This is a genomic window from Rhizobium giardinii bv. giardinii H152 (assembly GCF_000379605.1).
Taxonomy (GTDB): domain Bacteria; phylum Pseudomonadota; class Alphaproteobacteria; order Rhizobiales; family Rhizobiaceae; genus Pararhizobium; species Pararhizobium giardinii.
Genome location: NZ_KB902735.1, coordinates 257,439 through 282,769, shown reverse-complemented (window position 1 = coordinate 282,769; position 25,331 = coordinate 257,439). Strand labels below are relative to the sequence as shown.

Annotated in this window: 26 protein-coding genes and 2 pseudogenes; 14 read left to right on the top strand and 14 right to left on the bottom strand. The window is 62.7% G+C overall.

From position 1 onward, the window contains the following. Nucleotides 1-372 precede the first annotated feature (372 nt). Nucleotides 373-528 carry a hypothetical protein gene (locus A3AY_RS39960; RefSeq protein ID WP_018329687.1) on the top strand — a complete coding sequence of 52 codons (156 nt, stop codon included), beginning with the start codon at nt 373-375 and terminating at the stop codon, nt 526-528. 4 nt (nt 529-532) lie between these two features. Here A3AY_RS39960 and A3AY_RS0131670 read toward each other — a convergent pair whose 3' ends face one another. After that, nucleotides 533-1,297: an SOS response-associated peptidase gene (locus tag A3AY_RS0131670; protein WP_018329686.1), complete on the bottom strand. Its 765-nt coding sequence runs from the start codon at nt 1,295-1,297 to the stop codon at nt 533-535. A 3-nt stretch (nt 1,298-1,300) separates the two neighbouring features. Then, nucleotides 1,301-1,627, bottom strand: a complete 327-nt coding sequence (locus A3AY_RS0131665) for a hypothetical protein (protein WP_112864720.1) — start codon at nt 1,625-1,627, stop codon at nt 1,301-1,303. 73 nt (nt 1,628-1,700) lie between these two features. Here A3AY_RS0131665 and A3AY_RS36680 point away from each other — a divergent pair, with 73 nt between their 5' ends. The 8 genes from A3AY_RS36680 (at nt 1,701) to A3AY_RS0131625 (ending at nt 6,791) form a co-directional block, all read left to right on the top strand. Further along, complete coding sequence (locus A3AY_RS36680; protein WP_018329684.1) at nt 1,701-2,138, top strand: NUDIX hydrolase; 438 nt, start codon at nt 1,701-1,703, stop codon at nt 2,136-2,138. A 55-nt stretch (nt 2,139-2,193) separates the two neighbouring features. Continuing rightward, entirely contained in the window at nt 2,194-2,616 is a 423-nt protein-coding gene (locus A3AY_RS0131655; protein ID WP_018329683.1) for a TIGR02301 family protein, read from the top strand. 125 nt (nt 2,617-2,741) lie between these two features. Continuing rightward, nucleotides 2,742-3,011 carry a hypothetical protein gene (locus tag A3AY_RS0131650; RefSeq protein ID WP_026204033.1) on the top strand — a complete coding sequence of 90 codons (270 nt, stop codon included), beginning with the start codon at nt 2,742-2,744 and terminating at the stop codon, nt 3,009-3,011. Between the two features lie 25 nt (nt 3,012-3,036). Next, nucleotides 3,037-3,768 carry a hypothetical protein gene (locus A3AY_RS0131645; protein ID WP_420864899.1) on the top strand — a complete coding sequence of 244 codons (732 nt, stop codon included), beginning with the start codon at nt 3,037-3,039 and terminating at the stop codon, nt 3,766-3,768. A 72-nt stretch (nt 3,769-3,840) separates the two neighbouring features. Beyond that, nucleotides 3,841-4,680, top strand: coding sequence for a CAF17-like 4Fe-4S cluster assembly/insertion protein YgfZ (gene ygfZ / locus A3AY_RS0131640; protein ID WP_018329680.1), 840 nt, complete (start codon nt 3,841-3,843; stop codon nt 4,678-4,680). Beyond that, entirely contained in the window at nt 4,677-5,285 is a 609-nt protein-coding gene (locus tag A3AY_RS0131635; protein ID WP_026204031.1) for a YfbR-like 5'-deoxynucleotidase, read from the top strand. Before ygfZ ends, A3AY_RS0131635 begins: the two co-directional genes overlap by 4 nt. Continuing rightward, nucleotides 5,285-5,824 carry a tyrosine phosphatase family protein gene (locus A3AY_RS0131630; RefSeq protein WP_018329678.1) on the top strand — a complete coding sequence of 180 codons (540 nt, stop codon included), beginning with the start codon at nt 5,285-5,287 and terminating at the stop codon, nt 5,822-5,824. The genes A3AY_RS0131635 and A3AY_RS0131630 overlap by 1 nt, the downstream gene beginning before the upstream one ends. Beyond that, the gene (locus A3AY_RS0131625; protein WP_018329677.1) at nt 5,814-6,791 is read left to right on the top strand and encodes an NUDIX hydrolase; all 978 of its coding nucleotides are present in this window, start codon (nt 5,814-5,816) and stop codon (nt 6,789-6,791) included. The genes A3AY_RS0131630 and A3AY_RS0131625 overlap by 11 nt, the downstream gene beginning before the upstream one ends. Nucleotides 6,792-6,838: 47 nt before the next feature. On the opposite strand, the gene A3AY_RS0131620 is transcribed toward A3AY_RS0131625, so the two are convergent. Together A3AY_RS0131620 and A3AY_RS36675 are read right to left on the bottom strand one after the other, a co-directional pair. Beyond that, nucleotides 6,839-7,351 carry a superoxide dismutase family protein gene (locus A3AY_RS0131620; RefSeq protein WP_018329676.1) on the bottom strand — a complete coding sequence of 171 codons (513 nt, stop codon included), beginning with the start codon at nt 7,349-7,351 and terminating at the stop codon, nt 6,839-6,841. 154 nt (nt 7,352-7,505) lie between these two features. Next, a pseudogene (locus tag A3AY_RS36675) lies at nt 7,506-8,167 on the bottom strand (sulfite exporter TauE/SafE family protein). A gap of 188 nt (nt 8,168-8,355) precedes the next feature. Here A3AY_RS36675 and A3AY_RS0131610 point away from each other — a divergent pair. Further along, on the top strand, nt 8,356-8,598 hold the full coding sequence (locus A3AY_RS0131610; protein WP_018329674.1) for a hypothetical protein: 243 nt from the start codon (nt 8,356-8,358) through the stop codon (nt 8,596-8,598). After that, nucleotides 8,595-8,813, top strand: a complete 219-nt coding sequence (locus A3AY_RS0131605; protein WP_018329673.1) for a DUF6434 domain-containing protein — start codon at nt 8,595-8,597, stop codon at nt 8,811-8,813. The genes A3AY_RS0131610 and A3AY_RS0131605 overlap by 4 nt, the downstream gene beginning before the upstream one ends. Nucleotides 8,814-8,839: 26 nt before the next feature. On the opposite strand, the gene nadC is transcribed toward A3AY_RS0131605, so the two are convergent. The 4 genes from nadC to A3AY_RS0131585 form a co-directional block, all read right to left on the bottom strand. After that, nucleotides 8,840-9,742 (bottom strand): carboxylating nicotinate-nucleotide diphosphorylase, encoded by a 903-nt coding sequence (gene nadC / locus A3AY_RS0131600; RefSeq protein WP_026204029.1) that lies wholly within the window; start codon nt 9,740-9,742, stop codon nt 8,840-8,842. Nucleotides 9,743-9,926: 184 nt separating this feature from the next. Next, nucleotides 9,927-11,525 (bottom strand): L-aspartate oxidase, encoded by a 1,599-nt coding sequence (locus A3AY_RS0131595; protein WP_018329671.1) that lies wholly within the window; start codon nt 11,523-11,525, stop codon nt 9,927-9,929. Nucleotides 11,526-11,654: 129 nt separating this feature from the next. Then, nucleotides 11,655-12,734, bottom strand: a complete 1,080-nt coding sequence (gene nadA, locus A3AY_RS0131590; protein WP_018329670.1) for a quinolinate synthase NadA — start codon at nt 12,732-12,734, stop codon at nt 11,655-11,657. 173 nt (nt 12,735-12,907) lie between these two features. After that, a complete protein-coding gene (locus A3AY_RS0131585) occupies nt 12,908-14,149 on the bottom strand; it encodes an MFS transporter (RefSeq protein WP_018329669.1) in 1,242 nt (413 codons plus the stop codon). Between the two features lie 213 nt (nt 14,150-14,362). Here A3AY_RS0131585 and A3AY_RS36670 point away from each other — a divergent pair. Further along, nucleotides 14,363-15,354: pseudogene (locus A3AY_RS36670) on the top strand (aldo/keto reductase). 18 nt (nt 15,355-15,372) lie between these two features. Here the strand turns inward: A3AY_RS36670 and A3AY_RS0131575 are convergent. The 3 genes from A3AY_RS0131575 to A3AY_RS36665 form a co-directional block, all read right to left on the bottom strand. Next, nucleotides 15,373-16,221, bottom strand: coding sequence for an MOSC domain-containing protein (locus tag A3AY_RS0131575; protein WP_018329668.1), 849 nt, complete (start codon nt 16,219-16,221; stop codon nt 15,373-15,375). Nucleotides 16,222-16,302: 81 nt separating this feature from the next. Then, complete coding sequence (locus tag A3AY_RS0131570) at nt 16,303-16,959, bottom strand: HD domain-containing protein (RefSeq protein WP_018329667.1); 657 nt, start codon at nt 16,957-16,959, stop codon at nt 16,303-16,305. A gap of 36 nt (nt 16,960-16,995) precedes the next feature. After that, the gene (locus tag A3AY_RS36665) at nt 16,996-19,857 is read right to left on the bottom strand and encodes a DUF2339 domain-containing protein (RefSeq protein WP_018329666.1); all 2,862 of its coding nucleotides are present in this window, start codon (nt 19,855-19,857) and stop codon (nt 16,996-16,998) included. A gap of 185 nt (nt 19,858-20,042) precedes the next feature. Between A3AY_RS36665 and A3AY_RS0131560 the strand changes: the two genes are divergently transcribed. Beyond that, complete coding sequence (locus A3AY_RS0131560; protein WP_018329665.1) at nt 20,043-22,046, top strand: PhoX family protein; 2,004 nt, start codon at nt 20,043-20,045, stop codon at nt 22,044-22,046. Nucleotides 22,047-22,263: 217 nt separating this feature from the next. On the opposite strand, the gene A3AY_RS39955 is transcribed toward A3AY_RS0131560, so the two are convergent. Further along, complete coding sequence (locus A3AY_RS39955) at nt 22,264-22,407, bottom strand: hypothetical protein (protein ID WP_018329664.1); 144 nt, start codon at nt 22,405-22,407, stop codon at nt 22,264-22,266. 6 nt (nt 22,408-22,413) lie between these two features. Further along, nucleotides 22,414-23,160 carry a DNA repair protein RecO gene (gene recO / locus A3AY_RS0131550; protein ID WP_018329663.1) on the bottom strand — a complete coding sequence of 249 codons (747 nt, stop codon included), beginning with the start codon at nt 23,158-23,160 and terminating at the stop codon, nt 22,414-22,416. Between the two features lie 229 nt (nt 23,161-23,389). Between recO and A3AY_RS0131545 the strand changes: the two genes are divergently transcribed. Beyond that, nucleotides 23,390-24,205 carry a heparin lyase I family protein gene (locus A3AY_RS0131545; RefSeq protein WP_018329662.1) on the top strand — a complete coding sequence of 272 codons (816 nt, stop codon included), beginning with the start codon at nt 23,390-23,392 and terminating at the stop codon, nt 24,203-24,205. Nucleotides 24,206-24,248: 43 nt separating this feature from the next. Here the strand turns inward: A3AY_RS0131545 and A3AY_RS41305 are convergent, their stop codons facing one another. Beyond that, on the bottom strand, nt 24,249-25,025 hold the full coding sequence (locus tag A3AY_RS41305; protein ID WP_478001498.1) for an SEL1-like repeat protein: 777 nt from the start codon (nt 25,023-25,025) through the stop codon (nt 24,249-24,251). Nucleotides 25,026-25,331 lie beyond the last annotated feature (306 nt).

The following is a 25,331-nucleotide window of genomic DNA, read 5'->3' as shown; positions in this document are numbered from 1 at the left end:
GCTGGACCTTCGCGTTGTCATCTTGATGTTTGGGAGACGAAAACGGCCAGGCCAGCGTCGAGGCTAGCGAATAATAATCCGGCAGATGATGCAGATAACCGTTTTCATGGGCAGCGTTATCGCGCTTCGCGTGCGCCCGGTCAAGAGGTCACGCGGTGCCCAATCGTCATATCTCGGGATGTCGAAGAACTCGCCATTGTTTTGTCATGTTTGGGCTTATCTGGAGACGCCGCACACCCGGGGAATCAAGGCTTTCAGGCACTTGCACATTGCTGCCTGTTTCCTGGGGCACAATAAGGAACGCCGTTTTGGAGGACAACACACCGGAACGAAGCGTTTCCAGCTAGGGAAAGCACCAAAGGAGAGTTTGAAATGCCTGGTAAAAAGACCGACAAGCACAGTCCGCGAGAGGCGGCCAATCTTGTCGCCCAATACCGTCCGCTCGGCCTGAAGGCCGTCCTTGCCGCCGCTTTGCAAGTCAAGCCAAAGCCGGTCAAGAAGCCTGCTCTGCCGAAGCAATTCGCCTGATCCCTCAAAAAAGCGACAACTGACGGTCTGCCGGAGGCTCCTTCAGCTTGGAGGCAGGCCTTGTCGCAACGCTCACCGGGATCTGGAGATCGGCGCCGGTGTTTGCCACCTTGTTCACTTTGTCGGATACGGCGATGGCTTCGAAGTAGTCATCGCTGGCCGGCGCCATGAGGTCGGCGACATCGCGCGGTTCCTGCGACTTGCAGTCGAGCCAGCGGGCAAAATCCTCGGGTTTGATGACGACGGGCATGCGCTCGTGGATATCGGCAATCCGGGTGTTGGCGCGCGTGGTGAGGATGGCGCCGGTATCGACCTCCGAGCCATCCGCCGAGGACCAGGTCTCCATTAGACCGGCGAAAGCGACGATGCCGCCATTTTTAGGACGTATCCAGTAGGCCTGCGAGGGCTCGCCGCTCTCCTTAGGCGGGCGATGCCATTCGTAGAAACCGGAAGCAGGAATGAGAATGCGCCGATGGCGCATCGCCGCCTTGAACGAGGCCTTGCCTATCGCGGTTTCGGCACGTGCATTGATCAGTAGCGGAAAATCGCGCGGATCCTTCACCCAGGAGGGGGTAAAGCCCCAGCGCACGAGCAGCGCCCTGCGCTCCGGCAGGTTGCTGCCCGGCTGCTGGCGATCGCCGGCAATGACGACGAGAATGGGTTGGGTCGGCGCGATGTTGAACCGTGGGGGAAAGCCCTCCGTTTCCAGGAGACCGAGAGATTCCGCCACATCTTCGGGTGTCGCCGTTAGCGCAAATCGTCCGCACATGGATTAGTCCAGCCTCCCGATGGAAAGGCAAGGATCAAGGATACCGACACCAGGAATCGTGGGGACTTTGTCGACATCAGCCAGACCGAGTCGATAATGCCAGTAGGACCAGGAGCGTGGCGAGAATTGCCCGATTTCGGCTTCGTTGAGGATATTTGTCAGCCATTGCGTGCCGGCCAGCATTTCCACGGCCTGGATATCGTCAAAGTCACCGATGTTCATCACTTGCGCGATGACGCGCCCGGGCTGCTCGATGGCCTCCTCCACGGACTTCCACCAGACATATTTTTGGGCAAAGAAGGATAAGGTATCCCGGTCCAATTTCCACACCGCCGCGTCTGGGTTTCTCACATCGCTGCAAGCATTGTATTTCGCTAACGCAAGGGAATATAGGGAGAATGCGATGAAAGACCAAATGCCCCCTTCCTCTCCCCAGCTCGCCTCCTCCGCCATTCTCGAGCGCGACGGACGCTACCTGCTCGTGCGGCGCGCCAATCCGCCGTCTGCGGACATGTATGCCTTTCCGGGCGGGCGGGCCGAGATCGGCGAGACGCCGGCGGAGACGGCAGTGCGCGAGTTTTACGAGGAAACCGGTATTCTTCCGCGCAATCCACACCTCTTTGAAACCTATGACCTGCCGCCGCGCGAATCAGATGGGGCGGGAGCGCGACATTTTTTCCTGTCGGTCTTCACCGTGGACGCCGATCCGGACCTTGATGCCGTCGCGGGCGACGATGCGGCCGGCATCGGCTGGTATACGGCGACCGAAATTTTCGCTTTGCCGATCCCGGACAGCGTTCGCGAATGCGTGGAAAAACTTGAGGCGTGCCGGCAGCCGTGATCGTCCGATGGAGATTTGACTTGCCTGCCGGCGTGATTCGGGGCTTCAAAACGATATGATCCGCTTTCTGGCCATTCGATTGTCTCTTTTGCTGGCGCTTGTTGCTGCGCCGTTCGGCGCCCAGGCGCAGGAAGCGCCCGCCGTCGGCACCCCGGCGGTGACCGCTGAAAAGCCCGCCCCCTATGACGCGCGGCTGTTGCGGCTTTCGGAAATCCTTGGTTCCGTTCACTATTTGCGGACACTCTGCAAGGATAAGACGGCAGACAGCTGGCGGCAATCGATGCAGGATCTGCTCGACAAGGAGGCAGGAAACGAGGCGCAGCGGCGGGCTCGCATGACGGCCGCGTTCAACCGTGGCTACCGGACTTTTGCCTCCGTTTACACGGCCTGCACGGCCGCCGCGGTGGTCGCGGACGAGCGATACCGTGCCGAAGGAGCAACACTTGCTTCAGAAATAACCGCCCGCTTTGGAAATTAACGGGTTATTAACCTCTTTTTTCAGGAGCCCGTGTCGTTTTGGGAAAAGGCTGCTAAGGTTGTTAAGAGAGTGGTAAGAAGTGACGCCACCTCAAGTCAGGTGCCAAGTAAAAAGCGTGGAACGGCATGGAACGAATGATGGAACCCAGTCTGAATGACATCGACGACATGATCGTTCATGAGAAGATGCAGGCAGCCTTGGAACACCAGAATGAAGCCTGGGCAGATGGTATGGCCGACGGCATCGAGCCGGAGATCATCGCCGATGCTGCCATTGCCCTGGCCATGCGAGAGACCATCCGCCTGCACGGCGAAGACGGGGCCGAAGCCATGTTGAACTCGCTGCGCGAGCGCATGCTTGCCGGAGAATTCTCACCGGAACGCATCCTGCAGTAGTTTCGAGGCAATGATGAAACGCCAGATGTTAGCAAACCGACCAGGTGCGGTTCGTTTTTCTGCGTTATTGTTCGCCGGCCTCGTCGTTTCCTCTTTCCTCCCTCACCACACCGCATTCGCGCTCAGCGAGCTCAAACAGATTCCGGGCCAGGCAAAAGAGGAAGACAAGGACGCTCCCGAAGTGGAGGAGCCGGACGATGTGGGACCGATGCAGATCCCGATGCCCGATCCGCTCGTGAACAAGCCGGCTGGTGACGTGAAGGACGATTCGGCAGAGGATCCCGTACCGGCAACTCCCGTCGAAGTGCTGTCGGATGTGTCGAAAATTCCGCAAGCCGTCGCCCGCATGCGCGAACTGATCGTCGAGGCCGCCGCTTCCGGCGATATTGAACGACTGCGGCCGCTGCTCGGCAAGGGGCCGACGCAGACACAGGTGGGCGAGAACGGCACCGATCCCGTCGAGGTCCTCAAGGGACTGTCCGGTGATCCGGACGGAATCGAAATTCTGGCGATCCTGCTCGACGTTCTGTCGACGGGCTTCGTGCTGGTCGACAAGGGAACGCCAGAGGAAATGTATGTCTGGCCCTACTTCACCGAAAAATCTCTTTCCTCGCTCACTGCGCCGGAAAAGGTCGATCTCCTCCGGCTGGTGACTGCCGGCGATTTTATCGGGATGGAAGAGGGCGGCAACTACAACTTCTATCGAGTCGGCATCACGCCCGACGGCCAGTGGAAATTTTTCATCGCCGGAGACTGACCGGCGACGCAAAGCGCTTGCTCGGGCTCGCATGAAATCCTACCTGTTCATGTGATGAATAGGACAGATATCATGCAATCGACAGCTCTTCCCGATCGCGCCATCGTCACCGTGTCCGGACAGGATGCGCAGGATTTCCTGCAGGCCCTGATCACCACCGATCTCGGGCAGCTGGAAGAAGGCGAAGCCAAGCCGGGCGCGCTGCTGACCCCCCAGGGCAAGATCCTCTTCGATTTTCTGGTGACACGCGACGGCGAAGCAATCCGGCTTGAAGCCGGCGCAGACCAGGCCGATGGCCTGCTGAAGCGGCTGACGATGTACAAGCTGCGTCTTCCGATTACGCTTACGGTCACTTCGCCGGCAGCTGTGAGCATCCGGTTCGAGGAGACACCGGGCGGTTATCGCGACACCCGTTTCGCCGGGGCGGGCCACGCGGTTTATCGCGTCTATGGCGAAGACACGGGAACAACCGCAACCGATGAATACGAGCGCCTGCGGGTTGCAAGCGGCATTGCGGTCGCCGGTAGCGATTACGCGCTGCAGGACGCGTTTCCGCATGATGTGCTGATGGACAAGAGCGGTGCGCTGTCGTTCAAGAAGGGCTGTTATGTCGGCCAGGAGGTCGTATCGCGCATGCAGCATCGCGGCACGGCGCGCAAGCGCGTCGTCATTGTCACGGCTGATGCCGCCCTGCCTCCAACCGGCACGCCTTTGACGGTGAAGGACCGGCCCATCGGCACGCTCGGCACGGTGATCGGGCGATCCGCTCTGGCGATCGTGCGTATCGACAAGGCCGGGCAAGCCATGGCTTCGGGCGAAGCGATCCTGGCGGGCGATGTGTCGGTGACACTTGCGCTACCCGCCTGGACGGGGCTTGAATTTCCGGCCGAAGCCGACGAGGCGAGCGCCTGATGTCTGCCCGCGCCTGGCAGCGCATGCTATCCGGACGGCGGCTTGACCTGCTCGATCCGTCACCGCTCGATGTCGAGCTCTGCGATATCGCCCACGGGCTCGCCCGCGTTGCCCGCTGGAACGGCCAGACGGAAGGCGACCATGCCTTTTCCGTCGCCCAGCACAGCCTCGTCGTCGAGGAGATCTTTCGCCGGCAGTACAATGGCACGCCGGACGAATGCCAGATGGCGCTTCTGCACGATGCGCCGGAATATGTGATCGGCGACATGATCTCGCCCTTCAAGGCGGTGGTGGGCGGCGGCTACAAGGTCGTGGAGAAGCGCTTGGAGGGCGCCATTCACATCCGCTTCGGGCTTCCCGCGGCAACGCCTGCAGAGCTCAAGGCGAAGATAAAGAAGGCCGACCAGATCGCCGCCTATTTCGAGGCGACCGTGCTTGCCGGGTTTTCGCTCGTGGAAGCACGCAAATTCTTCGGCCAGCCACGCGGCATCACCCGCGACATGATCCTGATTGATCCGCTCCCGGCCATCGAGGCGCAGAAGCTCTTTGCCGAGCGGTTCGAAGCCATCGAGGTGCTGCGTACCAACGCGCGGGTGGCCTCCTAATGCCGCGGATCATCGTCTCCCCCCTGTCGCGCATCGCCGAAATGGCCGTTCGCCACGGCTGCCGCGAAATGATCAGCCTGCTCGCCAAGGACCAGAGCTTTCATCGCCCGGCGGTGATCGACGCGGACCGACATCTTCTGCTCGGCATGAACGACATCAGTTTCGGTGGCAATGACGGGCTGGTCGCGCCGCAGGAAGACCATGTCAGGCAGATCATCGGTTTTGCGCGGCAATGGGATCGGGCGGCGCCGCTGCTTGTCCATTGCTGGATGGGGGTCTCCCGTTCGCCGGCAGCAGCCGTCATCGCAGCCCTGGCGGTGGAACCCGATCAGGACGACATCGAACTGACACGGCGCCTGCGCGCCGCCTCCGCCTATGTCACGCCGAACACGCGCCTGATCGAGATCGGCGACCATCTTTTGTCGCGCAACGGGCGGCTGGTGGCAGCGATCAAGGCGATCGGCCGGGGCGCCGATGCGAACGGCAACGCGCCCTTTGTCTTTTCGCCCCTGCCGGAGCCCGTCTCCCATGCCGGTTGACGACGGGGCGATCACCGTCGAGATCGGCCTCAACGCTGCGATCGTCGCTGTAACCAGCCGCTCGCCGCGGATCCTCGCCGTCAGCGAAGGACAGGAGGACAGCCGCGACGGCCTGCCCTTCGGCCCGTTCGATCCCGCGCGGCACCGGACCTTCGAGACCAGCCTGCGCGCCAGCGTCGAGCAGCAGACGGCGCTTGATCTCGGCTACATCGAACAGCTCTACACCTTCGGCGACCGCGGCCGGCATCGCTCGCCCGGGGAAGCCGGCAAGCATATGGTGTCGGTCGGCTATCTGGCGCTGACACGCACCGATGCCGAAAACAATGCGCGTCTGGCGGATGCCGGCGCCCATTGGCGCGACTGGTACAGCTACCTGCCCTGGGAGGACTGGCGACAGGGCCGGCCCGCGATCATCGACCAGGTCATTCTTCCCGCCTTGCGGCTCTGGGAAAAAACGGGGCATCAGGATGAGCGCATGGGCCTGCCGCAGCGGCGCACGCGCGTACGGCTGGCCTTCGGGCTCGATGATTTTCCCTGGGACGAGGAGCGTGTACTGGAGCGCTACGAGCTGCTCTACGAGGCCGGGCTCGTCGGCGAGGCCGTCATCGACGGGCGGACGAGCGCCACCGCGACACCGCCGATCGGGCTCACCATGCGCCACGACCACCGCCGCATCGTCGCCACCGCCGTTGCGCGGCTGCGCGGCAAGATCAAATACCGGCCGGTGATCTTCGAGCTGATGCCGCCGGAATTCACACTGACGGACCTGCAGGCGACGGTCGAGGCCATTTCCGGTCGCCATCTGCACAAGCAGAACTTCCGCCGCCTGGTCGAAGGGGCCGAGCTGGTGGAGCCGACCGGCATGCTGACGGCGGCCACCGGCGGGCGGCCGGCGGCCCTCTTCCGCTTCCGCCGCCAGATTCTCGACGAACGCCCCGCCCCGGGATTGAAAGTCGGCGGCCGATAGTTCATCGACCTCCCTCGCCCGTCGCGGAAAGAGGCACCGAAAAGACGCTATTCGACCACGGCGCAGGCCAGCCGTTCGCCGGCATCGCCGGAGGGTTGGCTACGGTTATCGTCGGATTTGGCGTGGATCATCAACGCCCGGCCGCGAATGCCGTTTTCGGCATTGTCGAGCACGACCATGCTGTTGAACACCTGAGCACGCAGGACGCCGTCGCTGCCGACATACTGGTTCGGCATGTCGCCGGCATGCGGGCCGTTGGCAGCGAGGAACCCGTGTTCGGTCTTGCCGGGATTGAAATGGTTGCCGGCCGTGCCGTGGCCGTGCGCGGCATCGCATTTGCCGGTTTCATGGATATGGAACCCCACCCATTTTCCCGGCGGCAGGTCGGTCACCTCGACTTCGATGAACACGCCGTTCTTGGCCGCGGTCAGGGCCGCCCTGCCCGTCTCCTTGCCGTCCTTGCCGATGAAATTGGCGAGGGCCGTCTGCGACGAAGGCTGTGCAAAGATGGGTGTCGCGACACAGGCGGCAAGCGCCACCGTCAAGACGAGGTTCTTCATCTGGATATCCTTCCGGTTGATCGAGCGCGTGCGATCAACTCCAACGCATGGATGTCGTTGGGGGTTCCCGCCGGATCACGCGATGGAATGCCGCATGGGCTTTTCGTGAGCTTGCCCGCCACTGATAAACGCAAGCCAGGCGCGATGATGCCGCTCAGAAAAACCTGATGGCCGACGTGACGATGATGACGAGGGCAACGGCGATCATCAACGGCCGCACCGGCAGGTGCTTGACAACGAGAGCGCCGGCTGGCGCCGCAAGAATGCCGCCGAGGATGAGGCCGATCGCAGAGCCGAGCTCCGACCAGCCCAGCGTCAGAATGAACGTCACCGAGATCGTCAGGGTCACGACGAATTCCGTGAGGCAGGTGGAGCCTATGCCCCTCTTCGGCTCATGGCCGCGGCCGAACAGCGAGGTCGTGACGATCGGCCCCCGCCCCCGCCGCCGGCCGCGTCCAGGGCACCGCCGCCGAAGCCGACGAAAGGCACGACCCAATCCTTGACCTCACGCAGCCAGAGTGGCCGAAACGCCTTGAACAGGATGTAGAAGCCGACCAGCGCCAGATAGGCCGAGACATAGGGTTCGAGCATCTTGCCTTCGATCCTGGAGGCGCCATAGGCGCCCAACGCTCCGCCGATCATGCCTGTCGGTGCCAGGCGAAGGACAAGCCGCCAATTGATGTTGCGATGATAGATGTGCGAAGTTCCGGAGGCCGCGGTGGTAACGATTTCCGCAATATGGGTCATCGCGCTTGCCGTTGCCGGCAAAACGCCGAAGGCAAGCAGGCTTGTCGTTGAAAGAAGGCCAAAGGCCATACCCAGCGCACCATCGACCAGCTGCGCAAGAAAACCGATGAGAACGAAGACCCAGAAATCTGCCGACACGAACAGTCCTTTTCAAACCTCGCCTCTCGAACCTCGGCCCGTTTGCGCCAACGGTCTGGTGCTGGTAAAGGTTCCACATCGGGATATTGCAGTAGCTGCCGAACAGAGAGGCGCGACCGATGCAGACCATTGCTCTCCTTCTCGCCGGCTCGCTTCTGACTGCACCCGAAGACAAGCCGAACATCCCTGACTATTTCGACGGCAACGGCAAATCGCACCAGCCGAAGATCGCCCTATGCAATCTGAATGGCGAGGATGTGAATGGACCGTTCAAGACCTGCCGCTACGACTGCGGCGAGTCGCTGACGATCGGTGTGCGCCTCGTCTGCCCTTTCGTACTGCGCGATAGGAGACGGAGATGAAGGGTTTCGACTGGCATGCCGACGCAATCGACCGCAACACCGCGGTCACGGCAACCTACCGCAACACCCAGAATGTTCGGCGGTTCCTGACGGCACAGTGCGGCGAGGACTTCGCCTTTGATCGGCCCTTCATGGCCTGGATCAAGGACGGCAGAGCAAAGACAATGGGCGATATCGCGGATGAATGGATGCGGCGGCGGCAAAAAGAGAAATAGCTGCTGAAACTGCCCGCCCGCCACGCTCAGCCGATCACCACATCCAGCCCGATGTCCAGCGTCGGCGCGGCCATGGTGATCTTCGACGTCGAGATGTAATCGACGCCGGTTTCGGCAATGGCGCGGATGGTCTGGAAATTGACGTTGCCAGACGCCTCCAGCTTCGTGCGGCGCGGATCACCGGCATAGGCATCCCCCGACAGGTGCCAATGGGCGGCGTTGACGGCAACGGCTTGGCCGAGCAGGTCCGGCGCCATATTGTCGAGCAGGATGACATCCGGACTGGCGGTCAGGGCCTCGCGCATCTGCCCCAGGCCATCGACTTCAACCTCGATCTTGACGAGATGGCCGCAATAGGCGCGGGCCGCGTTGACGGCGCTGGCGACCCCGCCGGAAACGGCGATGTGATTGTCCTTGATCAGGATTGCATCGTCGAGACCGTAGCGATGGTTGGAACCGCCGCCGAGACGGACGGCATATTTCTCGAGCGCCCGCAGGCCGGGAATGGTCTTGCGCGTACAGCAGACCTTGGCACGCGTATGAGCGATCTCGGAAGCAAATTTCGAGGTATAGGTGGCGATACCGCAGAGGTGCATGAGGAAATTCAAGGCGACGCGCTCGGCCGACAAAAGCCCGCGCGCGGGTCCGGAGATGCGGGCAAGCACGGCACCGGGATGAACCCGGTCGCCATCTGCCACCAGTGCATCGAAGCGGATTGCCGGATCGATCAGCCGGAAGGCCGTGCGGGCGAGTTCCATGCCGGCGACGACGCCATTTTCGCGGGCGTTCATTTCCGCGGTGGCGGTCCTGTCAGGCGCGATCGTCGCATAGGTGGTGATATCGCCGGCGCGGCCGAGATCTTCCAGGAGGGCGGCGCGAACATGCTCCTCGGCCATCAGGGCGGGCAGTTCGGGACGAAGGGCGGTCAGGGACATGGCAAGCTTCTTTCGAAATCACAGTTGTTCAATGGCGTGCTTTTTGCCCAGCTACGCCCCGTCATCCTCGGCCTTGAGCCGAGGATCCATGCTTCTTGGCCATGTATGCTCGGGTCAAGCCCGAGCATGACGCAGATTGGGGACGCCTTTTGCAATCAAAAAACAGCTTGTCCGCATCCTAGGCACTTTCCGTCTCCGCCACGTCCGCGACGATGCGGTCGGCCTCCGCGAGCGTCAGGTACGTGCGGCGTTTCCATTCGGCGCGCGGCTCCGGGTGGTCGGAGCGATAGTGGCCGCCACGGCTTTCGCTGCGCTGGAGGGCGGCGACCGCCATCAGCTTGGCCGTGGTGAGGATGTTGCTGAAGCGCAGACGGGTATTCTGGCGTTCGAGATTAGCGATGGCGCGGATGGCGCGGGTCAGGCCCTCCTGGTCGCGGATGACACCGACATGATCGCTCATGACGTGTCGCAGCGCCGTCAGTGGCGGGCTGTCTTCCAGCGTCACCGGATCGTCGTTTTCGCCGGCATTGTTGCCCCAGTCGGTGATCTTCGGCTCCGGCAGCATGCCCTTGATGTTTTCGGCAATGCGGGCAGCGAAGACAACGGCTTCCAGCAGCGAGTTGGAGGCCAGCCGGTTGGCACCGTGGACGCCGGTCGACGTCACCTCGCCAGCGGCCCAGAGGCCATCGATCGAGGTGCGGCCCTCGGCGTCGGTCAGCACGCCGCCCATATGATAATGGACCGCCGGCACGACCGGGATCGGCTGGGTGACCGGGTCGATACCGGCCGACATGCAGGAGGCATAGACCGTCGGGAAGGCCTCGGGGAAATGCGCGCCGACAGCCTTGGTGCAATCGAGGAAGGCGCCGCGCCTGGCCTGCACCTCGGCGAACACCCCGCGCGAAACGATATCGCGCGGCGCAAGCTCGCCGTCCGGATGGATATCGAGCATGAAGCGGCGGCCGGCGGAGTTGATGAGATGCGCGCCGTCGCCGCGCAGGGCTTCGGTGGCGAGCGGTGCCGGGTCGCGGCCGATATTGATCGCCGTCGGATGGAACTGGACGAATTCCGGATCGGCGATGATGGCGCCGGCGCGTGCGGCCATGCCGACGCCCTGCCCGCACGCCTCGGTCGGGTTGGTGGTGACGGAAAAAAGATGGCCTACGCCGCCCGAGCACAATACGACCGCGCGAGCCGGAAACGACACGCGCCTCTTCGACTGGCCGGCATCCGGGCGGGCGACGACGCCGGAGATGAAGCGGCCCTGGCGCACCAGTTCCTCGACGACATAGCCCTCCAGCACGCGGATCGACGGCGTGTTGCGCACCGCCGCGATCAACGCCTCCATGATCGCCTTGCCGGCCATGTCGCCCTTGACGCGGACGATGCGGCGCTCGGAGTGGGCGGCCTCGCGCGACAGAAGCAGCTTGCCTTCCAGATCGCGGTCGAACGGTACCCCGTAGCCGAGCAGATCGTGGATGCGGGCCGGGCCTTCGGCGACCATCAGCCGCGTCATCTTCTCGTCGACGATGCCGGCACCGGCAATGAGCGTATCGGCGACATGCTTGTCGATGGTGTCGCCGAGCCCCATGGCCGCGGCAATGCCCCCTTGCGCCCAGGCGGAGGAGGCGCCGTGGCCGATCGGCGCGGCGGCGAGCACGGTGACGGGACGCGGGCTCAGCTTCAGCGCGCAGAAGAGGCCGGCAAGGCCACCGCCGACAATGACGATATCGTCGATGCCGTTGAAGGACTGTGGGCGGAAATGGTCAGTCAGCATGCTCTCTCCTCCGGCCATGGCTTTCCCTCCCCCTTGTGGGGAGGGTGGCCCGCAGGGCCGGGAGGGGTTTCTTTCAAAGATAAGAACCCCTCCCCAACCCCTCCCCACAAGGGGGAGGGGCTAAGCCCCCTACTGCTTCAAATTCACCATCCGCTCGACGGCAAGGCGGGCGCGGTCGGCGATCGCCGGATCGACAAGCACTTCCTCCCTCATGAAGAGCAGGCTGTCGAGGATCTTCGGCAGCGTGATGCGCTTCATGTGCGGACAGAGATTGCACGGCTTGATGAAATCGACGCCCTTGACCTCGGCCTGGATGTTCGACGCCATCGAGCATTCGGTGACGAGCAGCACCCGGGCCGGACGCTTGTCCTTGACGTAGTTGATCATGCCCGAGGTGGACCCGGCGAAATCGCAGACGGCGATGACGTCCGGGTGGCATTCGGGATGGCCGATGATCTCGATCGACGGATCGGCCTCCTTGTAGGCCAGCAGTTCGGCCGCCGTGAAGCGCTCGTGCACCTCGCAGTGCCCCTTCCAGGTGAGGATCTTCTTCTTCGTCTGTTTGGCGACGTTCATCGCCAGATATTCATCGGGGATGCAGAGCACCGTGTCGCTCTCGAGGCTTTCGACGACCGCCAGCACGTTGGACGATGTGCAGCAGATATCGGTCTCCGCCTTCACGTCTGCCGAGGTGTTGACGTAGGTGACGACCGGCACGCCGGGATAGCGCTCCTTCAAGAGCCTGACATCGGCGCCGGTGATCGATTCCGACAGCGAGCAACCGGCCCTGGCGTCCGGGATCAGCACGGTCTTTTCCGGATTGAGAAGCTTGGAGGTCTCGGCCATGAAGTGCACGCCGCACTGGATGATGATCTCGGCATCGACCTTGGTGGCGTCGCGCGCGAGCTGCAACGAGTCGCCGACGATATCGGCGACGCAGTGGAAAATGTCCGGCGTCTGGTAATTATGGGCGAGGATGACGGCACCGCGCTCCTTCTTCAGCTGGTTGATGGCGTGCACATAGGGTGCATAGACCGGCCACTCGAAGGCGGGAATGAACTGCTTCACGCGCTCGTAAAGATGGGCCGTTTCGCGGGCGATCTGCGGCGTAAAGGTCAGGTCCGGCTTTTCGATGATGCCGAAGCGCTCGGCGGCGGTCTGGAATGCGCCGGAATTCTGCAAGGACGCCTGGGTTTGCGCGATCGTCATCGGGATGCTCCTCTCGCCGCCCCTCCGGCGGCAATACCTGTTTTGCTCAAATTGAGCATAACAGGATCAAAACAAAACCGGCAGTGCCGGTGGACGAGACTTAGAAAGTTTTGTGACCGTTTTCAAGAATGCCCTCCCGCTATTTTGCGGGAGGGCAACGAATTTGCGGGTCGTCAGGCGATCGCCGGGCGGGCAACCGGCTTCTCCTCGATCGGCCAATGGACGATCGCCGCAAAGATGCCGAGCGCCACGCCGAGCCACCAGACGGGATCGTAGGAGCCGAAATGGTCATAGAGATAACCGCCCATCCACACGCCGAGGAACGAGCCCACCTGGTGCGACAGGAAGACGATACCGCCGAGCAGACCGAGATGCCGCGTGCCGAACATGATGGCGACGAGACCATTGGTCGGCGGCACGGTCGACAGCCACAGGAGGCCCATGACGACAGCGAAGATGATGACCGACACCGGCGACTGCGGCAGGAGCAGGAAGAGAGCGACGGCGATCGACCGGCCGAGATAGATCAGGGCCAGGAAATAGGGTTTCGAATAGTGCTGGCCAATGATGCCGGCCGACAGCGAACCGATGATGTTGAAGAAGCCGATCAGCGCCAGCGCGATCACCGCATAGCGCGCATCGATGCCGATATCACCGATATAGGCGGGGAAATGCGCGGTGATGAAGGCCACCTGATAGCCGCAGACAAAGAAGCCTGAAACGAGCAGAAGATAGCTCTTGTGGCCGAGCGCCTCCTTCAGCGCCTCGCCGATCGACTGCTTGTAGAGCGCCTCCTTCTGCGTTCCGGACGAGGAATTGCCGCGCAAGGGAATGGCGAACAGCGGCACGAGCAGCATTATGACGCCGAGATAAACGAGACTGTCAGACCAGCCATAGGCGGAGATCAGCCCCTGGCTCAAGGGCGCGAACAGGAACATGCCGGCCGAGCCCGCTGCCGTACCGATGCCGAAAGCCATGGAGCGCTGGTGCGGCGTGACATTGCGGGCGAAGGCGGACAGCACCGTGCCGAAAGAACCGGCACCGACCGCCAGGCCGACCAGCACGCCGCCGCCGATGTGCAAGGTGGCGGGCGAACCGCCGAACGACATCAGGAACAGTCCGGCGGCATAGAGAAGCCCGGAGATGGCCAGCACCCGCCAGGTGCCGAACTTGTCGGCGACGGCACCGAAGAACGGCTGGCTGAAGCCCCAGCAGAGGTTCTGCAGCGCCATGGCAAGACCGAAGGTGGTGCGGTCCCAGCCGGTATCGGCGAGCAACGGCAACTGGAAAAAGCCCATGGCCGAGCGCGGCCCGAAGGTGAGCAAGGCGACAAGCGATCCGGCGACGATAATCAGCCAGGGAAGACCCGGGCGGGCGGCGTGTACGCCTGTGGCGGATTGCGAAACAACGGACATGAGGGGCTCCGGGTTATTGAGCCGCCAAGCTACCCTTCATGCCGATCCCAAAAAAGCGAAATAAAATCACCTTGCGATCAACCAAATTGATGGATGGCCGGACGGGTCCCGGCACAGCAGCCGTTTTTCGTTTCTGAAAAACATCCTCCGGTCCTTTGCGTTTCTCGACCGGAGGACTGCTGATAGCTTCGCCGAAAATACGCGGAGGTCACCATGCTGACAAAAATCAAACCAACGGACATCACCCTGTGGGACGGACGGGCGATCCCGCGGCTCGGCATGGGCTGCTGGGCGATCGGCGGACCGTTTTATGCCGGCGACGTGCCGCTCGGCTGGGGCGATGTGGACGATGCGGAATCGATCCGGGCCATCCATCGGGCGATCGATCTCGGTATCCGCTTCTTCGATACGGCGTCGAACTACGGTGCCGGCCACTCGGAGGAAGTGCTGGGAACGGCGCTGGAAGAACATCCCGACATCGTCGTCGCGACGAAATTCGGCTTTGCGACGGACTATGCAACGAAACAGGCCACCGGCGCCTTCGCCTCGCCGGACTTCATCCGTGCGTCGCTGGAAACGTCGCTGAAGCGGCTGGGACGCGAGCGGATCGACCTCCTGCAATTCCATCTCAACAATTCGACCCCATCGAAGCCGATGAAGTCTTCGACACGCTCGACGCCCTGCGCGCTGAAGGCAAGATCGCGGCCTATGGCTGGAGCACGGATTGGCCGCAACGCGCCGCCCGCTTCGCCAATCGCGAAGGCTTCGTTTCCGTCCAGCACACGATGAATGTGCTCGAACCGGTTCCCGAGATGATCGCGCTCATCGAAAGGGAGAACCTCATCTCCATCAACCGCGGTCCACTGGCGATGGGCTTCCTATCCGGCAAATTCAAACCGGGCGACCGGCTGGCAGCAAACGACGTGCGCAGCGCCGATTTCGACTGGCTGAAATATTTTCGCGATGGCGCCGTCGATCCGGCGTTTTCCCTACGGCTCGATTCGATCCGCGAACTGCTGCGCTCGGATGGCCGGACGCTGACGCAAGGGGCGCTTGCCTGGTTATGGGCACGGTCGCCCAACACCCTGCCAATTCCGGGTTTTCGCACCGTGGCACAGGTGGAGGAAAATGCCGGGGCGCTCGAGAAAGGGCCGCTGTCAGCATCGGTGATGGAAGAGATCGACCAGGCCCTGGAACGACGGTGATGCCCGAAGGCTCGCGGATCACACCCTGACCTTCATCGGCCAGCGCCCTTCCCGCATCTTCACGACCCGCATCTCGTCGCCGAGATTGATCGTCCCCTCGCCGCGCGGCACCGCGTTCCAGCCGAACAGGACGCCCGGGACGCGGCGGTCGGCCGACATGCGCTTTTCGGCGAGGCCCTGGATCGGGTTGCCGCCGATGCGCTCGCCGGTCACCTGATCCTGCGTCGTCATGATGCAACGGGCGCAAGGCTTGACGAGATCGAAGATAATGCCGCCGATCTCGACGCTTTCCCACAGGTCTTCTTCCCAGGGCTCGTCATTGTCGATGAGGATATTGGTCCGGAAGCGATCCATGCCGACCGGCTCCTGCCCCTTGGCGATCAGCGAGACGTTGAGATCGGCAAGCGACGCGGAGGTGGTGATCAGCACCTGATAGCCGTCGGCAAAGGTCATCGGGCTTGCGGGGCCTGCCCATTCCGGACTGGCAAAGCGGCTGGCGGCTCTATCGATATGGACGAGCTTGACCGGGCGGCCGAACCAGCCGGACAGCGTCGCATTGGCGTGATCGGCGGCGACGGCCGCATCGACGTCGCTTGACCAGACACGAACCTCCATGCGGTTGGCGGGATCGAAGGAGGCCGTCAGCGTCTGTCCGTTCATGCGCAGATGAATGCCGTCGCTGACATGCATCGCCTCGACCTGGGCCAGCGCTTGGAGCTCGCGCTGGGTGATGAACCTGCCATCGGCAGCATCGACGAGCATGAAGCGACGATCGCCGGCAAACCCGTCCAGATGGACGGAGACGGAGGTCTGCGCAATGGCGCGGCCGCTTTTCAGCGGATGAATGTTGAGCCCGGCCACGTTCATGTCGTTATCCCCTGCCGTTCAGAGTGTGATTCAAGTCCATCGCAGACTGATTCCGCCGATGGCAGCAAGTCATTGTCTTCACTAGATTTCCTCGATCACCATGCCAAGCACCGCGCGCAGCCTTTCCTGCCGTTGCCGGGCAAGCGCCCTGCCCGCGGCGGTCTGGAAACCGTCCGTCAGCTTGAACAGCTTCGTCTCGAAATGGTCAATGGCATAAGCCTTGTCGTCGAGTGGACGATCCTCGGCCAAAGGATCCAGCGGGTCATAGAGCCCGCTGCCCATGCGTCCGGCAATGTAGAAGCAGCGGGCCGCGCCGATCATGCCGATCGCATCGAGCCGGTCCGCATCCTGCAGGATTTTCGCTTCCAGACTTTCCGGCGGGATATTGGCGGAGAAACTGTGCGTGAGGATGGCATGGGCGACGGCGGTGATCTCCCCCGTGCGCCAACCGAGCTCATCGAGCAGTTCGAACGCCCGTTCGGCGGCCAGACGCGACGCCTGGGCGCGCAATGGCGAATTCTTCTCGACCGAGACGCAATCATGCAAAAGCACGGCAGCGGCGAGGATGCGAAGGTCGCCACCCTCGGCCCCATGGATGCGCCGCGCGTTCTTCCAAACGCGGATCAGATGCGCGGCATCATGCGAGCCGTCATTGCCGGAAACGGCATGCGGCAGCAGCCTTTCAGCGAGAGCCTCGTGGGGCGCGAATGCAGCGGCAAGCGAAGGCAGGTGGCTCATGCAAGCTCCATGACAGAACGGCGAGAATCGAAGCAGTCAGGCTGTTTGGCCCGGTTCCGCTTCGATGTCCACCGGCGTTTGCGGCTGCGCCGGAAGGGGCGCCCGGCCGGACAGGATCTTCTGGTAGAACAGGCCGATGCCGATCAGCACGCCACCGAGACCGATGAAGGACAAAGCCCGCAGGAAGCCTTCAAGATTGGCCATGTCGATCAGGAAGACCTTGAGCACGGCGACAAAGACCAGCACGGCCGAGGCGATGCGGATGCTCTTGGCATTGAACCGCGACCCAAGCACCAGCAGCAGCACGCCGAGCACGAGCCAGACGACGGAATAGGTATAGGTCTCGCCCTGCTGGAATCCTTTCCAGTCGGCGATGCTTTCACCCTGCCAGAAGCGGCGCACGGACAGCGTTGCCCAGGCGAAGGCGAGGATCGCGCCGGTGACGGCAACAGCGGCGACGTAAGGAACCGGCCGCTTGCCGCGGGCATACCAGGCAAGGCCCGCATAGCCGAGCCCCGGCAACAGATAACCGATCAAGAGCAGGTCGAAGAACGGCACGGAGCCGAGCAACTCGCCGCTGAAATAGGGATTGAGGCCAAGCAGATGCGCACCGAGGATCGACAGCATCGACAGGACGCCGACCGCCATGCTGCCGTAGCGGAACACAGGGCTCGGCGATTTCACATCGAGCGTCATCAGAATGCCGGAGGCGCCGATCGCAAGCAGCGTGTAGATCGACTGTTCGCCGAGCGTCGGCACCGAACTGTCGAGGACGCCGCCGTTCATGGCGTGGCGCACGAGGATCGCGACGGTCAGCAGGGCAAACAGGCTCGCCAGCGCCTGCAGGAGGTTTCGGGCGCGCAGGTCAGGCCAAGTCCTGAGCTCGAAAGCGGACAAAGCGAGAAGCAGCGCCGGAATGCCGTAGCCGGCAAGCAGCGCGTTGAAGACCGGCGTCGTGCCAAGATCTTGCGCCCCGACGATGGTCGGCTCCCAGACGATGCGGGCGAGCACCACGATTACGGCGCCCACCATCATCCACGGCAGCGCCGGCCAAGCGCGCAGCCGTGTTGCCGCGACATAGGCCGCGCCCAGCAAGGCAATCAGGATCGTGGTTGCAAGACCATCCGTCAGCGCATGCAGCGCGATAACGAACAGGCCGAGCGAGCCGGCGACCAGAAACAACTGAGGCAGAGCGATCGCTTCGCTTTGTCCATCCCGGCGCGGAAGCCATTCGGCAAGACCGAGCAGGACAAGGCCCGCGGCCAGTGCAAACAATCCGTGCGGCAGGTCGAAGGTCAGGTTACCGGTCATCAGCAGCGACATGCCGATGAGCGCGAAGGGCACGATCGCCGCGATCGCCGCCCATATGGTCGCCAGAGGCGGACGATCCTTCAGATGCAGATGGCTTGCCAGGGCGCCAAGCGCGATGAAGACAGCCGACAGCACCGTGCCGGCAAGCATCGCGGTTCTTCCGGATACGGCGGGTGTGGCGAGGGTGGCTGGGAAGGCAGGATCGATAAACGTCAGGAGGCCGCTCGACGCCGTCATACTCCACAAGCCGACGATTGCCGTGAAGGCGGCAAGCATGGCAGGATAGAGCGCATAGCTGCGCCAGGCACCCAGCCCCGCAAGCGCAGCAACGACGACGCAGAACTCGGCGACCGGATAACCGGACGCGGTGGCGAGCGGGCTGATCATGGCGAGCATCGTCAGCAGAGCGGCGATGCCCGCCGTCACCGTGATAGCGCCAAGGTGTGGCGCTATCACACGGTCCCACGCGCGTGACGGGGCCGCCGGCTCGCCATCCACCGCCTCCGGCAGATCGGCTTGAGCTTCATCACCGGTCGCGCCCGGCCAGACAAATCCGACACCGGCTATCATCACCAGCATGACCAGTGTTACCGGCAGCGTCTCGAACGGCGTGGCCGAAGCGATATAGGCGAGCGCCCAGAGGCAAAGGCCGATATTGGCTAACGCGGGTACGACGGTCCAGCGCCGGACGCGCGCGGCCAGCAGCGTTGCGCCCCAGGCAATCGCCAGGAAGCCGAACAGGCTCCAGGGGCTGGGGCTTTCGGTCGACACCAGTGCGGGGGTGGCAGCCAGCGAAGCGAACAATCCAAGCCCCGCCAGCGCCTGTCCGTGCAGCAAGGAAAGGCCGACTGTTGCGAGCGACACCAGCGCCAGCAGCCCGAAGGCGGTGGCCGGGCCGATGAAGCCGTAGACGCCGTGGGCGGCATAGCAGACACCGAAGAGTGTCACCGCCCCTGCCGCCGTCAGGATGCCGGGGATCATCGCGTTCTGGAACGTGTCGGCGACCAGCGGCACGGCGCGGCGGCGGACGAACTCGCCGATGGCCATCAGCACGAGACCGAAGACGGCCGCCATGAACAGCCGCACCGCCGGGCTGAGCAGGCCCGCGTCGATCGAATATTTGACCATGAAGATGCCGCCAAGCGCCAGCGCGATGCCGCCGACCCAGACGGCCCAGCGTGCGCCAAGGCGGCTTTCGAGACTTTCCTTCGGTGCTGGCGCGACTGAGTCGATTGCGGATGCTTGCGGGGCTGCCGCCACGACCGGCTCGCCGCGCGACGCCTTTTCGACCGCATCCTGGCTGGGCGGCGGGCCGCCGAAGATCGCGTTACCCTTGCTGATCTCGGCGAGGCGCTGCCGCTCCACGGCTGCAGGCTCGGCCGGTTGCAGGGTGCCTTGCGCCGTCTCGGTTTGCGCCGCGACTTCCACCACCGCAGCGGCGGAAACAGCAGGCCGCAGTTCCTCGATCCGCTTCAACTCTTCCTTGAGCGCCGCGATCTCGCTCTCCAGCCGCTCGGTTGTCTTGCGTCCGTTGAGAAGCGCCGCCAGTGCGATGCCAAAGGCAACGAAAGCAATGACTTCGATCATGTTTTCTCCTCAGTGGCCGGTGGCGGCGCAACGGCACGACCATACAGCTTTTCGCGCGCAGTCCAAATCGAAGACGGGTGAGGAAAGCGAACTCTTCACCGGATTGTCGCAAACCTGTCATTATGCGGCGGCTATGCATGTTTCGATGCGCCTCTGCGCAGTTTCCGGACGAAGGAGATTGAGTCATGGATCACATTGCTGCCCCGACAACCACGCCAGAAATCGAGACGCTGACCGACCGGCGGGAAGCACTCGAAGACATCGGCCAGAACTGTTCCACCAACCCGACTATGGGCGACATCATCAACCGTCGCTTTTCGCGCCGGTCGTTCATGGCCGGTTCGCTCGCCGTGGCTGCCATCAGCACCACCGTCAGCCCGCTCGCGATCCTTTCGGCAACGGACGCGCGCGCCAACGGCGGCCTGTCCAGTTTCGACTTCACCGAGATCGAGGCCGGCGTCGATGAGACCCATCACGTTGCCGAAGGTTATGATGCGGATATTCTTCTGCGCTGGGGCGACAAACTGTTTGCCGACAGCCCGGATTTCGATCCCCTGAACCAGACGGCCGCAGCGCAGGAAAAGCTGTTCGGCTACAACAACGACTATATCGGCTTCATTCCGCTCGACGGCAATCCGGATCACGGCCTGCTGGTCGTCAACCACGAATATACCAATGCGGAAATCATGTTTCCGAAGTTCGCCTCCGTCGTGAAGGAAACCAAGGACGGCAAGGAGGAAGAAAAGGTCAAGCTCGGCGAATATAGCAAGGAGCTCGTTGATATCGAAATGGCAGCCCATGGCGGCACGATCGTCGAAATTCGCAAGGTCGACGGCAAGTGGCAGCCGGTGCTCGACGGCAAGTACAATCGCCGCATCACGGCCAAGACCGAGATGCAGCTTTCCGGTCCCGTCGCCGGCCATGAGCGGGTAAAGACGCCATCCGACCCGACCGGCAAGCAGGTCTTCGGCACCATCAACAACTGTGCTGGCGGCGTCACCGCCTGGGGCACGTATCTGATGGCGGAAGAGAACTTCAACGGCTATTTCGGCGGCGAGATCGCCGAGGACCATCCGGAGTTCAAGCAATTGAAGCGGCTCGGCGCGCCGGGCGGCAGTTATGAATGGTCTAAATTCTACGACCGCTTCGATGTCTCCAAGGAGCCGACCGAAGCCAACCGCTTCGGCTGGATCGTCGAAGTAGACGTGATGGACCCGAACTCGGTGCCGAAGAAGCGCACCGCGATCGGCCGCTTCAAGCACGAGGGCTGCGAATCGATCGTCAACAAGGACGGCCGCGTCGTGCTCTATTCCGGCGACGACGAGCGGTTCGACTATGTCTACAAGTTCGTGACCAAGGCGGCCTTCAACCCGAACGACCGCGCCGCCAACATGGACATTCTCGACGAGGGCACGCTCTATGTCGCGAAGTTCGAGGCCGACGGCACCGTCGAGTGGATGCCGCTCATCCATGGCGAAGGTCCGCTGACGGAAGCGAACGGCTTTGCCTCGCAGGCCGAGATTCTGATCAACACGCGTCTTGCCTCCGACGCGCTCGGCGCTACCAAGATGGACCGGCCGGAAGACATCCAGCCGAACCCGAAGACCGGCAAGGTCTATGTGATGCTGACCAACAATACCAAGCGCAAGGCCGACCAGGTCGATGCTGCCAATCCGCGCGCCGAAAACGCCTTCGGCCACATCGTCGAGATCACCGAGACCGACGGCGACTATGCCTCGACCAAGTCGACGTGGGATGTTCTTCTGAAGTGCGGCGATCCGTCCGTGGCTGAAGTCGGCGCATCCTTCTCGACGGCAACCACGAAGAATGGCTGGTTCGGCATGCCGGACAACTGCGCCATCGATGCGGACGGCCGCCTCTGGGTCGCGACCGACGGCAACAACGAGAAGGATACCGGCCGCACCGATGGCATCTGGGCCGTCGATACCGAGGGTGATGCCCGCGGCACGTCGAAGCTGTTCTTCCGCGTACCGGTCGGCGCCGAAATGTGTGGACCGAGCTTCAACCCGACATCCGACACGTTCTTCGTCGCCGTCCAGCATCCTGGCGATGCCGGCCTTGCGACGTTCGAGGCTCCGGCAACGCGCTGGCCGGACTTCAAGGACGACATGCCGGTGCGCCCCGCCGTCCTCACGATCACCAAACAGGGTGGCGGCAAGATCGGCTGACACCTTTCCGCTCGATCGAGAAATGGCGCCGCGGACGCGGCGCCATTTCTATTTCGTCCCGCTCTCAGGGCTTCCTGACGCGGCGACCTGCCTTGGGGCAACGTTCAGCCTCCAGACATTGATGTTGGCGATGGTGAGTACAAGGGATCGCCGTTCCTCATGGTCGCGGACTGCCGCACCGGATCGGCGCGGTCGCTGATGCGCGTCGGTGCCTCTGTCAGCGCTGGTGCAGACGATCGCCGGCCCGACCCATCTCGAGCGCTTCGCCTTCACGCGGTTCGACCAGGCGTGACGAGACAAGGGAGCGGCGGCGGCGCACGGTCACCGCATCGTGCTTCTCGATCGGGAAGACTTTTCCCAAATTTCCCTATGTGTGTGCGACGGGATCCTGCTTCATCAGCGCCTTCAGGGCGGCCTGAACGAAACCGTCCCGCGCCGCCGAAAGGACAATGCCACGCGGTTCATAGACGTGGCGATGCAGAAAGAATGCCGTCATCCGGAAGGCCGAGAGCAGGCTGTCATAGTCGGCGGCGCCACCTTCGACAAGAAAGGCGGGCAGCGCCAGCATCTTGTCGGCATAGGGCGCACCCGCCGCGCGGCTCACAGCGCGGCCGGATTTCGGCGAGACGTAAGCAAGATCGGCGCGCGCGCCGGTCGCAACACATTCCGCCAGATCAAGGCCGAAGCCGAGATCGTTGAGCACGGCGATCTCGAAGCGGACGAACAGTTCGCCGGCGTCGCGCGGATCGTGCAGGTTCTCCAGAATGACGTCGAGCGCCTCATAAAGATGCGGATGCGGATCACGTTCGGGCAGCAACCGCAGCAACGCGCCCATCGCCTGCACGCCGTAGACAGACGTCGCCGCTTCCATCAGCCGCGCCGCACGCAGTCGCACCGGCTCGATGCGGAATTCGCCGAGATGCTCGTCCAGCCGCGCCCGCCAGGTGACCTCGACCTCGTTTCCAGGCTGCATCACCGGCTGCATCGTCCGCGAGCGGCCACCTCGCACAAGCCCGAGATGACGCCCATGCGCGCGCGTCATCACCTCGGCAATGACGGAAGCCTCGCCATGCCGCTTGACGCCGATGATGATCGCCTGGTCGCTCCATTGCATAGCTCAGTTTTATCTTTGGATGCGCGTGAAGACAATCGCGGCTAAGGCACGAACTTGCCACGTTGTGCACTCAATCCGGCACTAACGATTCGTCAGCGGGCTAAATATTTGTCACGTCGCAGGGGGACCGAACCCATGCCACCGGGGAAGCCGAATCCCCTCGCGACCGATAATTTCATTGAAAATGCAAAAGAATTTCAGATGCAACAATTTGAAAGGAGCGTCAAAAATGAAGCGGATTCTCATTCGCCGGACAGCCTACGTCGCCTGCACCGCACTCCTGATCGCTTCCACGGTCAGTTTTCCGCAACCGGTCGGCGCGCAACCGGTCTTGGATGCGGATACATTGGCTTCGCCATCGGACGTCACGCCTCTGCCGGCAAACTTCTCCTACAACAGGGACGATTACACCAACCATTCAGCCCGGAAGGCTTATTCGATCGGCGCGCGGCTCAGTGCCAACAACAATCTCGTTCTTCGCTTCGTAGTCCGCCCCGGCGACCGCGCCAGTTTCGACCCTGAAACCAAGGACCGCTCGGAAGCGACAGATCTCGTGACCTTTCCGAAAAGCGAGGTCATATGGAACGCCTACCGCGTCAAGATCGCCGATGGTTTCTCCATTCCCAGTGACGAACGCTCATGGTTCATCGTCGGCCAGTGGCACGGCAGCAAGGACGACAAGCGCTCGCCCTATATCGCGGCCGAAGTGCAAGGCAAGGATCTGGTCTTCCTGCGGCGCTATCTTTCTGACGGTAAACCGGCCAGCAGCGAAATGTACCGGATGAAGGGCGTGCCGCGCGGCGAATGGCTGAACATCGCTATCGAACACAAGGTATCCTCGACCGATGGACTTCTCAACATCTGGCTAAACGGCCGGCAGGTGGTGAATTTCAAGGGCCCAGTGGGTTATTGGGACCATGACGAGGCCGGTTACTGGAAATTCGGCATCTACCGCAGCCGCGGCGACACGGATGCCGTGGTCGAGTATCGTGACGTCGTCACCACGACGGAGAACCTCTCAGAGCGCGCAATGGCGACCAACTGAGCATCTGGCGTCGATCTCGACCGCCAGGTGCGCCCGGCGCATCTCAAGAGTTCGCTTCGCGCAGGAAATCGAGGAACACGTCGCGCGCCGGCTTGCTGAGAGGACCAAGCCGGCAAAGTGCCGCCTTGTCGCGCCTGCTGCACAATTCGTTGAAAGCGCGGATGGTGGTCGCGGTCAACACGCCGTTCAGCTTATCCTTGTAGTCGCCGGTCCGCCTGAGTTCGTTTTGAAGAACGTAGACGTAGGCGTTGCTGTTGGCGCTCACAAGACGCGCGACCAGATTCACCCGTGCTACTGGCGCCATACCTTCAATCTTCTCCGCGAAGGCTGCATATTGACCAGCGGAACGCGCGGCAGCGCCCTCGACGAACAGTTCTTCGCTTTGGCGTTGGTCCTGCGGCATCAGGCTTGCGAAGCTTGCAAGCGTCGTCCTCGCCAGAGAAATATTCTTCGCAACGTCCTTGCCTCGCCCCTGGGCATAAAGCTGAACAAGCGTTGACGCCGCATTGGCGTCTCCCGCAACGCTCGCCTTCCTGAGGATCTCAATGGCCCGCTCGGGGTTCTTCGGAACGCCCACCCCGCCCAGCACCGCATTGGCGAGAACGGAAGAAATACCCGGAGCACCTTCCGCCTGTCCCTTCAGAATGAGATCGTGCGCTTGTCTTTGCTGGGATTGGGTACCGCCAAGAAGAGCGCTAGCAGCGCTTGCCAAACCGGACTTTCTGCCCGCGCGATAGGCGTCCTGATACAGACCAGCCGCTTTGGAAACGTCTCGGGGGAGCACGAGACCATCACGATAAAGGCCGGCAAGACCAGCCATTGCGCCAGCATCGCCAGCCTGGACGCCCTGCTGGTAATAGCCGACGGCCTTGGCGGGATCGAGGCCCACCGCGTCTCCCTTGAGATACAGCGCTGCCAACGACGACACCGCCCAAGTGCCGCCGGCGGCAATGACCTCCTCATAGAGCGCAGCCGCCTTCGGAATATCGCGATCGATCAGGACGCCTTCGGCATAGAGAGCGGCCATGCCNGCCTTGGCCCCGATGTCACCACCCTGAACGCCCTGCTCGTAATAGCCAAGCGCCTTGGAAGGGTCGAGGCCCGCGGACTGACCCTGACGGTAGAG

Bases quoted from the DNA above. Each gene is read 5' to 3' on its own strand.
- A3AY_RS39960 (WP_018329687.1), top strand. From the start codon at position 373: ATGCCTGGTAAAAAGACCGACAAGCACAGTCCGCGAGAGGCGGCCAAT.
- A3AY_RS0131670 (WP_018329686.1), bottom strand. From the start codon at position 1,297: ATGTGCGGACGATTTGCGCTAACGGCGACACCCGAAGATGTGGCGGAA.
- A3AY_RS36680 (WP_018329684.1), top strand. From the start codon at position 1,701: ATGAAAGACCAAATGCCCCCTTCCTCTCCCCAGCTCGCCTCCTCCGCC.
- A3AY_RS0131655 (WP_018329683.1), top strand. From the start codon at position 2,194: ATGATCCGCTTTCTGGCCATTCGATTGTCTCTTTTGCTGGCGCTTGTT.
- A3AY_RS0131650 (WP_026204033.1), top strand. From the start codon at position 2,742: ATGGAACGAATGATGGAACCCAGTCTGAATGACATCGACGACATGATC.
- A3AY_RS0131645 (WP_420864899.1), top strand. From the start codon at position 3,037: ATGTTAGCAAACCGACCAGGTGCGGTTCGTTTTTCTGCGTTATTGTTC.
- ygfZ (WP_018329680.1), top strand. From the start codon at position 3,841: ATGCAATCGACAGCTCTTCCCGATCGCGCCATCGTCACCGTGTCCGGA.
- A3AY_RS0131630 (WP_018329678.1), top strand. From the start codon at position 5,285: ATGCCGCGGATCATCGTCTCCCCCCTGTCGCGCATCGCCGAAATGGCC.
- A3AY_RS0131625 (WP_018329677.1), top strand. From the start codon at position 5,814: ATGCCGGTTGACGACGGGGCGATCACCGTCGAGATCGGCCTCAACGCT.
- A3AY_RS0131620 (WP_018329676.1), bottom strand. From the start codon at position 7,351: ATGAAGAACCTCGTCTTGACGGTGGCGCTTGCCGCCTGTGTCGCGACA.
- A3AY_RS0131610 (WP_018329674.1), top strand. From the start codon at position 8,356: ATGCAGACCATTGCTCTCCTTCTCGCCGGCTCGCTTCTGACTGCACCC.
- A3AY_RS0131605 (WP_018329673.1), top strand. From the start codon at position 8,595: ATGAAGGGTTTCGACTGGCATGCCGACGCAATCGACCGCAACACCGCG.
- A3AY_RS0131595 (WP_018329671.1), bottom strand. From the start codon at position 11,525: ATGCTGACTGACCATTTCCGCCCACAGTCCTTCAACGGCATCGACGAT.
- nadA (WP_018329670.1), bottom strand. From the start codon at position 12,734: ATGACGATCGCGCAAACCCAGGCGTCCTTGCAGAATTCCGGCGCATTC.
- A3AY_RS0131585 (WP_018329669.1), bottom strand. From the start codon at position 14,149: ATGTCCGTTGTTTCGCAATCCGCCACAGGCGTACACGCCGCCCGCCCG.
- A3AY_RS0131575 (WP_018329668.1), bottom strand. From the start codon at position 16,221: ATGAACGTGGCCGGGCTCAACATTCATCCGCTGAAAAGCGGCCGCGCC.
- A3AY_RS0131570 (WP_018329667.1), bottom strand. From the start codon at position 16,959: ATGAGCCACCTGCCTTCGCTTGCCGCTGCATTCGCGCCCCACGAGGCT.
- A3AY_RS36665 (WP_018329666.1), bottom strand. From the start codon at position 19,857: ATGATCGAAGTCATTGCTTTCGTTGCCTTTGGCATCGCACTGGCGGCG.
- A3AY_RS0131560 (WP_018329665.1), top strand. From the start codon at position 20,043: ATGGATCACATTGCTGCCCCGACAACCACGCCAGAAATCGAGACGCTG.
- recO (WP_018329663.1), bottom strand. From the start codon at position 23,160: ATGCAATGGAGCGACCAGGCGATCATCATCGGCGTCAAGCGGCATGGC.
- A3AY_RS0131545 (WP_018329662.1), top strand. From the start codon at position 23,390: ATGAAGCGGATTCTCATTCGCCGGACAGCCTACGTCGCCTGCACCGCA.
- A3AY_RS41305 (WP_478001498.1), bottom strand. From the start codon at position 25,025: ATGGCTGGTCTTGCCGGCCTTTATCGTGATGGTCTCGTGCTCCCCCGA.